The sequence below is a fragment of the Brachyspira pilosicoli genome, from assembly GCF_019402445.1.
Classification (GTDB): Bacteria; Spirochaetota; Brachyspiria; order Brachyspirales; family Brachyspiraceae; genus Brachyspira; species Brachyspira pilosicoli_B.
Genome location: NZ_SRZM01000310.1, coordinates 1 through 4,816 on the forward strand (window position 1 = coordinate 1; position 4,816 = coordinate 4,816).

4 protein-coding genes are annotated in these 4,816 nt (G+C 28.7%); all 4 read left to right on the plus strand.

The features are described from left to right. Positions 1-1,031: NAD(P)-dependent alcohol dehydrogenase (locus E6A48_RS09750; protein ID WP_219710022.1), on the plus strand; the 1,031-nt coding region annotated here is incomplete at its 5' end. 165 nt (positions 1,032-1,196) lie between these two features. Continuing rightward, entirely contained in the window at positions 1,197-2,183 is a 987-nt protein-coding gene (locus tag E6A48_RS09755; RefSeq protein ID WP_219710023.1) for a sugar ABC transporter substrate-binding protein, read from the plus strand. Between the two features lie 80 nt (positions 2,184-2,263). Then, positions 2,264-3,763: a sugar ABC transporter ATP-binding protein gene (locus E6A48_RS09760; RefSeq protein ID WP_219710024.1), complete on the plus strand. Its 1,500-nt coding sequence runs from the start codon at positions 2,264-2,266 to the stop codon at positions 3,761-3,763. A 34-nt stretch (positions 3,764-3,797) separates the two neighbouring features. Beyond that, positions 3,798-4,778: an ABC transporter permease gene (locus E6A48_RS09765; RefSeq protein ID WP_014935921.1), complete on the plus strand. Its 981-nt coding sequence runs from the start codon at positions 3,798-3,800 to the stop codon at positions 4,776-4,778. Positions 4,779-4,816 lie beyond the last annotated feature (38 nt).

Sequence of the window (4,816 nt, forward strand, 5' to 3'; positions counted from 1 at the left end):
TGAAAGTCGCAATAATGACTGATCTAAAAAAGATAGAATTTACAGAAAGAGAAATACCAAAACCTAAAAATGATGAAGTATTAGTTAAATTAGAATATATAGGAGTATGTGGTTCTGATTTACACTATTATGAACATGGTGCTATTGGGAATTTTATTGTAAAAACACCTTTTGTTTTGGGGCATGAATGTAGTGGTACAGTAGTAGAAATAGGTTCAAAAGTAAAACATTTGAAAGTTGGTGATAGAGTTGCTTTAGAACCGGGTAAGACTTGTGGTGAATGTGAATTTTGTAGGACAGGAAGATATAATCTATGTCCAGATGTTATCTTTTTTGCAACTCCTCCAGTAGATGGTGTATTTCAAGAGTATGTTGCTCATCCTGAATCATTGTCTTTTAAACTTCCAGAGAAAATTTCTACAGTTGAGGGGGCTTTAATAGAACCTTTGGCAGTTGGAATGCATGCCGCTAGACAGGGTAATGCCACAATAGGACAAACTGCTTTTGTTACTGGTACTGGATGTATTGGATTATGTTCTATGTTAGCTTTAAAAGCTTGTGGAATATCTAAAGTATATGTTATAGATGTGATAAAAAAGCGTTTGGATAAGGCTTTAGAATTGGGAGCAACTGGAGTTATAGATGCTTCTAAAGAAGATGTAGTAAAAAGAGTTTTAGAATTAACAGATGGTAAAGGAAGTGATCTTACTATAGAAACTGCTGGTGTTGAGGCAACAACAAATCAGGCTATACAATTTGCAAAAAAAGGTTCTACTATTGTTTTAGTTGGATATAGTAAAACAGGTATGATAAACATGAATGTTGGTATGTCTTTAGATAAAGAATTAACATTTAAAACAGTATTTAGATACAGACATATGTTCCCATTATGTATAGATGCTATAGAAAGCGGAGCTATTAATATAAAAAATATAGTTACTAATACTTATAACTTTAGCGATTTACAGAGGGGACTAGATGATAGTGTTAATGATAAAGCTAATATAGTAAAAACAGTAATCAAAATGTAATTATTTAATAGTGTAGTATTATGAGTTATTTAAATAAATTATCTGCTATTTAATACTTTATGATACAATATTAGGAAGTAATATTATAGTGGATGGTGGATATTATTGTTTTTTGATTTGCTATTAAATATTATAATTTAATAAATTAATTTTAAGGAGTAAAAAATGAGCAAAAAGTTATTGTTATTTTTTGTTGTAGCAGCTATGATGTTGTTTACAATATCTGGCTGTAATAAGTCTGCTCAAGAATCTTCTTCTTCTGGAAACACAGATGGAAAGATAAGAGTAGCATATATAGCAAGGGCTCAAGCAGATTCTTTTGCTGCTTGGTTGGCTAACTCTATCAAAGAAGAAGCTGCAAAATACCCTAATATTGTTGTAGACATATTTGATGGACAAGCTAATGATGACGTTGAAAATAGCTTAATAGAAAATGCTATAATAAACAAATATGATGTTATCATTATACAGCCAAATAATGGAGAAGCTCAAAGACCTTATGCTGAAAAAGTTGTTGCTGCTGGAATAATTTGTTTAACTACAAATGCTAGAATTGCTGGTATAGCAGGTGCTTCTTCAGTAGATGCTGACCCGTACAAACAAGCAGCAGTAAATGCTATAGCTGCTTTAGAACAAATTCCTCAAGGTGCTAATGTTGTAGTATTAAACGGCCCTCCAGGTAACTTCCATGCTGATGAAAGAAGAAGAAGTTGGCAAATAGAATTCTTTGATAAACGTCCAGATGTAAAAATTGTAGGTGAACAAATTGCAAATTGGAATAAAGATGAAGCTTTAAGTTTTATGGAAACTTGGGTACAAGCTAATGATAAAATAGATGCTGTTATTTCTATGAATGATAATATGGCTGCTGGTGCTTTAGAAGCTGTAAAAGGAAATCCTAAATTTGATAATTTATTAGTATATGGTGTAGATGGAACAGCTGAAGCTTGTCTTTTAATCAAAGAAGGAAAAATGACTTCTACTTGTATGCAAAGTGCTTATGATTTGTCAACAAAAATACTAGATACTGTAAATAAATTAGTTACAAAAGAAGCTACTCAAATAGATACAGATATTGATAACCCTTTAGTAACAAAAGAAAATGTTGATCAGTATATAGAAATGTACAAAAAAACTGGAGCTATAAGTTAATAGTTTATAATAATATATAGGAGGTATTATAAAAATATTAATACCTCCTAAAATATAAAAATATTTTAAGGTTATAAAGTATGCAAGAAGAATATAGATTAAAAGTTTCTCATATATATAAATCTTTTCCAGGTGTACAGGCACTTAAAGATATTAATTTTGCTGTTAGAAAAGGTACAGTTCATGTTTTATGTGGTGAAAATGGTGCAGGAAAATCTACTCTAATGAAAATTATTAATGGTATATATAAGGCAGATATAGGAAGTATAGAAATAGATGGTAAAGTTGTACAAATAAAAAATCCTATACAAGCAAAAAAATTAGGCATATCTATGATTTTCCAAGAATTGAATTATGTTCCTGAAATGACTGTAGAAGAAAGTTTAGTTTTAGGTGATTGGCCGATGACTTCTTTGGGTACAATTAATTGGAAAAAAATAAGAAAAGATATTAAAAATCTTTTGGAACAAGAAGGATTAAATTATTCTCCAACTACTAAATTAAAAGAATTGACAGTTTCTGATGTACAAATGTTAGAAATTATAAAATCTATAGCTAATAATGCTAAAATATTTATTATGGATGAACCTACTTCTGCTATTACAAATAAAGAAGTGGATAAATTATTTGCCAAAATTGAAGAGTTAAAATCAAGAGGTGCTTCTATAATATATATTTCCCATAAAATGGATGAAATTTTTAAAATAGCCGATGATATTACAATTTTAAGAGATGGGCAAACTATACTTACTGATAAAGCAGAAAATTTTGATATAGACAAAGTTATATCATTAATGGTTGGAAGAAAATTAGCAAATAATTATCCTAAAGAAACTGTTGAGATAGGAGAAACTGTTTTAGAAGTAAATAATTTATATTCTGAAAATGTTTTTAATAAATGTAGTTTTTATGCAAGAAAAGGTGAAATAGTAGGTTTTGCTGGTCTTATGGGTGGAAAAAGAACTGAACTAGTAAGAACTATATTTGGTATAGATAGATATACTTCAGGAGAAATAAAAATAAATGGTAAAGCAGTAACTATCAATAGTGTATCTGATGGAATAAAAAATAGAATTGCTATGCTTTCTGAAGATAGAAGAAGATTTGGTATAATACCTTGTAGAAGTGTTAAAGAAAATGTTTCTTTAGCAAGTTTAAGTAAATTCTTTTATAATCAATTCTGGCATAAAAGTAAAGAACATGAAGAAATAACAAAATACTGTGAAAAAATGAATGTAAAAACTGCTTCTTATGATGTTAGTATTGATACTCTTTCTGGAGGAAATCAACAAAAAGTTTTATTAGCTAGATGGATATTAGAATCTCCAGATATATTAATTATGGATGAACCAACAAGAGGTATAGATGTAGGGGCTAAATTTGAAATTTATAAATTAATGACAGACTTAGTAAAAGAAGGAAAAACATTGATTGTTGTTTCTTCTGAGCTTCCTGAACTTATTGGTATGTGTGATAGAATATATGTTATGTGTAAGGGAAGTATTGCTGGTATGTTAAATAGAGATGAATTTTCACAAGAAACTATAATGAAATTAGCAACTGGAACTTTAACAATGTAATTTTATATAAATACAAATATGAGGAGATATAAAAATGAAACTAGATATAAGAAAACTTTATAGTGATATGATGAGTAAATATAGTATATATTTTATACTTATAATAATGATAATAGTTTCTTCTTTTTTGAATAGTAACTTTTTAACATTTGCTAATTTTAGTAATATTTCAAGTCAATTAGCAGTAACTACTATTTTAGCTTGTGGTGCTACTATGCTTATTATATCTGGTATGATAGACTTATCTTGTGGAAGTGTATTAGCATTAGCTGGTGTATTATCTGTAGCTTCATATAAAGCAACTAATAATATGATTCTAGCAATATTGGTAGCTATAATAGTAGGGGTTATATGCAATTTAATCAATGGTATTATGATTACTAAATTTAAAGTACCTCCGTTTATTGCTACATTAGCAATGCTTACTATGGCTAGAGGTGCTGCTTTAAAATACACAAATGGACAAAATATATACCAAATAGGAAAATATACTGTATTAGGACAAGGAACTTTACCTGGTGGAATACCTATATCTGTATTGTTCTTAATTTTATTTGTTATTCTTACTTGGTATATATTAACTCATAAAAAACTTGGAAGAGAGTTATATGCTATAGGAGGAAATGAAGAAGCTGCTATAGCTTCAGGAATAAATGTTAATAAATCTAAAATAGAAGTATTTATTATTAATGGTATATTTGTTGGATTTGCTGGTGTATTATTTATGTCTAGAAATAATGTTGGTCTTCCAAATGGTGCTGTTAGTTATGAATTAAAAGCTTTAACTGCTGCTGTTATAGGTGGTACAAGTTTTTCAGGTGGTTTAGGAACTGCTCAAGGAACGATTGCGGGTGCTTTTATAGTTGGTTTTCTAGATAATATTATGACTCTTATTGGTGTAGATTCATATATACAACAAATAATAAGAGGAGCTATTATTGCTATTGCTGTTATATATGATTTGTATTCTAAAAATAAAACTTTAAAAAATAAAATAAAAGCTGCTAAAAATTAATTAATATTCTTCTAAAGCAAGTTCAAATACATTATTTG